The organism is Candidatus Sordicultor fermentans (genome assembly GCF_012728195.1).
In the GTDB taxonomy this organism is placed as follows: domain Bacteria; phylum Atribacterota; class Atribacteria; order Atribacterales; family Caldatribacteriaceae; genus Sordicultor; species Sordicultor fermentans.
In genome coordinates this window covers 1-4636 of sequence record NZ_JAAYFP010000092.1, presented here as the reverse complement: position 1 = coordinate 4636, position 4636 = coordinate 1, and the positions used below count along the sequence as shown (strand labels likewise).

Genomic DNA, 4636 nt, shown 5'->3' with positions numbered 1-4636 from the left:
GTTTGCAGCCGAAGATAAGGAAGAGAAATAGCCAGAAAAGCTTCTGGATTGGGGATAAAAGGCTTGGTTCTGTTTTGAGTATATTTAATATTTTCAAAAAAGAATCAAAGCAAATTCAAGGAAAAATCGGATATTTTGGGCTTAGTGATTGGTGGTTATCAAATTTTTCGGTAGAGGGAAGAGAACATATCATAAAAACATTTCAACCATTTGGTTCAAGCGGAGAATCTTTAATTAAAGGTAATATTTCCTATACAAGCGAAACTCCTGTTGGCTTATTATCAGCTCTTGCGAGCTGGTTTAGTAAAAAAGATGACAGAACAATAGCATATAGAATTATCAAAAAGGCAGAAGAAATGATAGATGAATCAAGTAACATTTTAGACATCCACTTTTTGTACCAGAGCAAAATAGAAATATACTACAGAAATCGAGATAACGACCCTGATGCACTGGAGAAAGCAATTGAAGCTTGTAAACAGCAGATAGAAATATCCCCCAAAGCTAAAATTGCTTTTCAAAGAGAATATAAAGACAGTCCTTTGCCAGCTCATAAGGGTTTTGAACAGTTGGCTATAATTGAGGAAAAACGTAAAAATTTTGAAGCTGCAATTCAAATTTCAAAGGCAGCTTTAGAGCAAGGGTGGGCTGGTGATTGGGAAAAGCGGATAGAGAGGTGTTCAAAAAAATTAGACAAAAATAACGGGATATAACCGCCATTAGGAGAAAGCAGTATCTAACTCTATCCTTTTTTAGAAATAGCGCGTTCTATCATCTTTTCTAATTTTTGGTGGAATTCCTCATCAATAATTTTCTCTCCAGCTCTTCCTATTCCTTTTTCTACCAATGCCATTAATATTTTGCCTGCATTTTCTTCGATAGGATTCATCTAATAAACCTCCTTAGTATTTCCATCTAACTCCAATATATTATCCACATCGCAAAGTTAGTGCGCTTCGCTTTGAGTTTCCCTTAGAGCTCAATACTGAGCATCGTTTAAGAGCCAGTAGATTTCAGTGTCTTTGATGTGTTCGTTTCCTTCGGCATAGTCAAAAGCAGTTTTGCCTACATTGCTCTTGGCTTTTCCATCTGCTCCAGCATCAAGAAGTATTTTAGTAATTTCAGGATTTTGATTCAATAAAGCTGCCCACATCAGTGGAGTAACGCCATCTTTATCTCTCGCATTAACATCAGCTCCTGCATCTAATAGTAGGTTGATAACTTCAGGATTCTGGTTCCAACCAGCTGCAAGCACAAGTGGAGTAAAACCCAAAATTTTATCTCTGGCATTCACATCTGCTCCAGCATCAATAAACGCTTTAGTAACTTCAGGATTTTGATTCAAGCCAGCTGCCCGCATAAGCGAAGTCCCGCCCTTTTTATCTCTCGCATTAACATCTGCTCCAGCTCCTAAAAGAACTTTAATAACCTCAGGATTTTGATTATACTGAGCAGCCAGCATTAGTGGAGTAGTACCCTCTGCATTTCCGAAGTCCTCGATTTTCTTTGTCGTCCGTGCATTTACATCAGCTCCGGCATCTAATAAGACTTTGATAACTTCAGGATTTTGGTTAAAAGCAGCTGCCCGCATAAGTGCAGTAACGCCATCTTTACCTCTCGCATTAACATCTGCTCCCGCATCTAATAGTGCTTTAATAACCTCAGGATTCTGGTTGTCTTTTGCGGCATACATCAGCGGAATCATGCCATTTTTACTTCTGGCATTTATATCTGTCCCAGCATCTACAAGTATTTTTATAATTTCAGGATTTTGGTTACACTGAGCTGCAAACATTAGTGGAGTCATGCTATCTTTATTCTGAACATTCACATCGGCTCCGGCATCTAATAGTAGTTTTATAACCTCAGGGTTCTGGTTCCCACCAGCTGCCCACATCAGTGGAGTTAAGCCATGTTTACCTCTCACATTTAAATCTGCTCCAGCTTCTAACAAGACTTTTATAATCTCAGGATTTTGATTCAAAATAACTGCCCGCATTAGTGGAGTATAGCCATCTTCAGTCTGAACATTTACATCAGTTCCGGCATCAATGAGAACTTTAATCACTTCAGGATTCTGGTTATTCTCTGCTGCATGCATCAGTGGAGTAAAACCATTTGCATCTCTGGTGTTTACATTTGCCCCAGCTCCTAAAAGGACTTTAATCACTTCAGGATTTTGATTATACCGAGCAGCCATTATCAGTGGAGTAACACCCTCTACCTCTCTAAAACCCTCTATTTTCTTTGTCGTCCGTGCATTCACATCAGCTCCCGCATCGATGGCTTTTTTCACTTCATCAGGAGTTCCGGTTTTTACTAACTCAAAGAAGTCTTCCTCTCCTATAGCTGATACACTACCAGCTAAGATAAAGGAGATTATAAGAAGGATAACTAATAGAGTCTTTTTCATTTATATCCCTCCCTTATCTTTCTGTATCTCCTTTGTAAGAAGATTATATCAAACCTACAAACCCTCCTCCTCCAGCCACTCGTGCACGAGGTAGGCGAAGTAATCGGCTTCTTTGTATAGCCTGGCGATAAAGCTTTTGTGGCCTAAAACACCGAGCACAGAAATTGGTGTGGCGAAGAAGAAAATGGCTTTGGTTTCTCTCCGGGGGTGTTATAAAAAGGTGCTACTGTAGTTCTACACCGTAGAATCACCTTTCCTGTCGCCCACATCTCTTTATAAGTAGGGAAACCTGGGTTTCCCCTCAAATACTATTAAAGGAGGTGTTTTAATGGCAATTATTACCGAGCTACCTAACAGAATAAGGTTACGTTTTCAGGTTGGCTTTACTGATACGGGCAATCCTAAATATGCCACCCAGTCTTTCAGTAAAGTGAAAGAAGATGCTTCCCACGATGACATCTACGATGTAGCCAATGGGATAGCTTCTCTGTGTGGTTATGATTTAGAGGGTATCTATTTAGAAGAAGATAAGTTGATGGTATAGGAGGTGAACAATGAAGACATTAAAGATGGTCTTTGCTAATGCAGGAGGAAGCAACGTTACTTTTAGCTTGAAAAACCCCAAAGCAGGTATCACAGCAAGTGAAGTGCAGACAGTGATGGACGATATCATAGCTAAAAACGTCTTTGCCACCACCGGTGGTGATATAGTATCTAAAGTAAGAGCTACCATAGTTGATACCACTGAAACTACCTTATTTGAGGTATGAGCACCACTACTAAGAAAAAGAGCACTAAGGGAGAGGTTACGCCTCTCCCTGTTACCTATGATAAGAGCTTGGAGCGAACACTCAACAAACTTGATAGACGATTAGAGAAGTTCGATGATAGATTAGGCTCCTTAGAGCGGGAGATATCTGCTCTCCGAGTGTGGGGAAGCATTCTATCCTTCCTCATTCCCTCTCTACTTTTATCTCTCCTTGTGCATCAACTCACCAAATGAGGTTTTTTCGACTCCTCTTAAAAGACTTACTCTCTCTATTTAAAGATGATAAAGAAGAGCTCCACCTGGAGAGCTTCTCATTTCCTGATGAAATACCCACCATAATGAAGATTGCTCGAGAGTATTTTGATAATGGAAAGTTAGAATATCCAGTTAATCCTTATGCCCTTTTATTTGCTATAAGAGAAGCAGAGAAAGGAAGGAAAGGCTTTGAGTTTGGCATCATCATCGCTAAAAATACCGATTTAGAAACTCAGTGTAGATACGCCTGTCAAACAATAGTAAATAACGTCAAGAGATTTCACCAGTATCTAGAGGAAGGGGAGAGGAGCGCTCTGTCCGAACGCAGTGAGGATGAGCTTTGCTCACACTCTGCGGAGGGGAAACCTGGGTTTCCCCTCAAATACAACGACTTTATCACCTTTTTAGGCTCTCGCTATGCACCCATAGGCGCAGATAACGACCCCCATAACTTAAACGCTCATTGGGTGCGCAATGTTAAGTTCTTCTATAACATATTTACAGGAGGAAGCTAATGGAGTTAATAAAAGACTTACTCATTTTAATTTTACCCTCTCTTTTAACTGCTGTTTTCAGCTATTTAGGCATAGATAAGATTAAGTTTCAGAGATATCAGCGGTTGATTGAAATAGCAGAAGAAGCAGTCTTATATGCAGATGATTACTACCCCGAGAGTCCTGGAGTAGATAAGCTCAAAGAAGCTATAGAATACTTTAAAACAGCAGCACAGAAAGCAGGCTTCTGGGTGAGTGATAAAGAAGCAGAGGAGAAAGTAAGAATAGCATATCAAGCACTGCAGAGACAAGCACTGAACAATTTAGCGAGGCAGTTGGTGGGGGAGTAATAAGGCGAGGGGTGAAAGAGCACCTCTTGCCAGAAGATAGAGATAAAATAAGAGAATACGAAAGAGAAAAGTTTAGCAAGAAATTAAGCAAAATAAAACTAAAAGATATTGCAGGATACGATGAGGTTGTGGTAAAGTTTGACTGGGAGAAATAAACGAGTCCAGTGACTATAAAGAAGGTTTTTTAGAGAGAGCGGAGAAAGAATGCAATAATGAAGCGCTTTGCGCTCTTCGGCGTAGCCGAATGACAGAGCGGCGGTCTCCTAAACCGCAGGCTGAGGGTTCGAATCCCGCCGGGCGCACCAAGGGTGCATTTCGGGACATTTTAACAGTGAAAAAGCTCTTATTTACCTTC

8 protein-coding genes are annotated in these 4636 nt (G+C 40.3%); 6 read left to right on the top strand and 2 right to left on the bottom strand.

Features of this window, described 5'->3' with window-relative positions; translation table 11 throughout:
- The coding region (locus GXZ17_RS04265; protein WP_409376047.1) for a hypothetical protein at positions 1 to 713 on the top strand (713 nt) is incomplete at its 5' end.
- Positions 714 to 742: 29 nt separating this feature from the next.
- On the opposite strand, the gene GXZ17_RS04260 is transcribed toward GXZ17_RS04265, so the two are convergent.
- Both GXZ17_RS04260 and GXZ17_RS04255 read right to left on the bottom strand, forming a co-directional pair.
- Complete coding sequence (locus GXZ17_RS04260; protein WP_409376046.1) at positions 743 to 889, bottom strand: hypothetical protein; 147 nt, start codon at positions 887 to 889, stop codon at positions 743 to 745.
- A gap of 90 nt (positions 890 to 979) precedes the next feature.
- The gene (locus GXZ17_RS04255) at positions 980 to 2413 is read right to left on the bottom strand and encodes an ankyrin repeat domain-containing protein (protein WP_409376045.1); all 1434 of its coding nucleotides are present in this window, start codon (positions 2411 to 2413) and stop codon (positions 980 to 982) included.
- Positions 2414 to 2741: 328 nt separating this feature from the next.
- On the opposite strand from GXZ17_RS04255, the gene GXZ17_RS04250 reads away from it, so the two are divergent.
- From GXZ17_RS04250 to GXZ17_RS04230, 5 genes are all read left to right on the top strand, one after another.
- On the top strand, positions 2742 to 2957 hold the full coding sequence (locus tag GXZ17_RS04250) for a DUF1659 domain-containing protein (RefSeq protein ID WP_409376044.1): 216 nt from the start codon (positions 2742 to 2744) through the stop codon (positions 2955 to 2957).
- 10 nt (positions 2958 to 2967) lie between these two features.
- Positions 2968 to 3183, top strand: a complete 216-nt coding sequence (locus GXZ17_RS04245) for a DUF2922 domain-containing protein (RefSeq protein WP_409376043.1) — start codon at positions 2968 to 2970, stop codon at positions 3181 to 3183.
- A gap of 229 nt (positions 3184 to 3412) precedes the next feature.
- Positions 3413 to 3952, top strand: coding sequence for a hypothetical protein (locus GXZ17_RS04240; RefSeq protein ID WP_409376042.1), 540 nt, complete (start codon positions 3413 to 3415; stop codon positions 3950 to 3952).
- Positions 3952 to 4281 carry a phage holin, LLH family gene (locus GXZ17_RS04235; RefSeq protein ID WP_409376041.1) on the top strand — a complete coding sequence of 110 codons (330 nt, stop codon included), beginning with the start codon at positions 3952 to 3954 and terminating at the stop codon, positions 4279 to 4281. The genes GXZ17_RS04240 and GXZ17_RS04235 overlap by 1 nt, the downstream gene beginning before the upstream one ends.
- 26 nt (positions 4282 to 4307) lie before the next feature.
- A complete protein-coding gene (locus GXZ17_RS04230; protein ID WP_409376040.1) occupies positions 4308 to 4436 on the top strand; it encodes a hypothetical protein in 129 nt (42 codons plus the stop codon).
- The last annotated feature ends 200 nt before the right edge of the window (positions 4437 to 4636 follow it).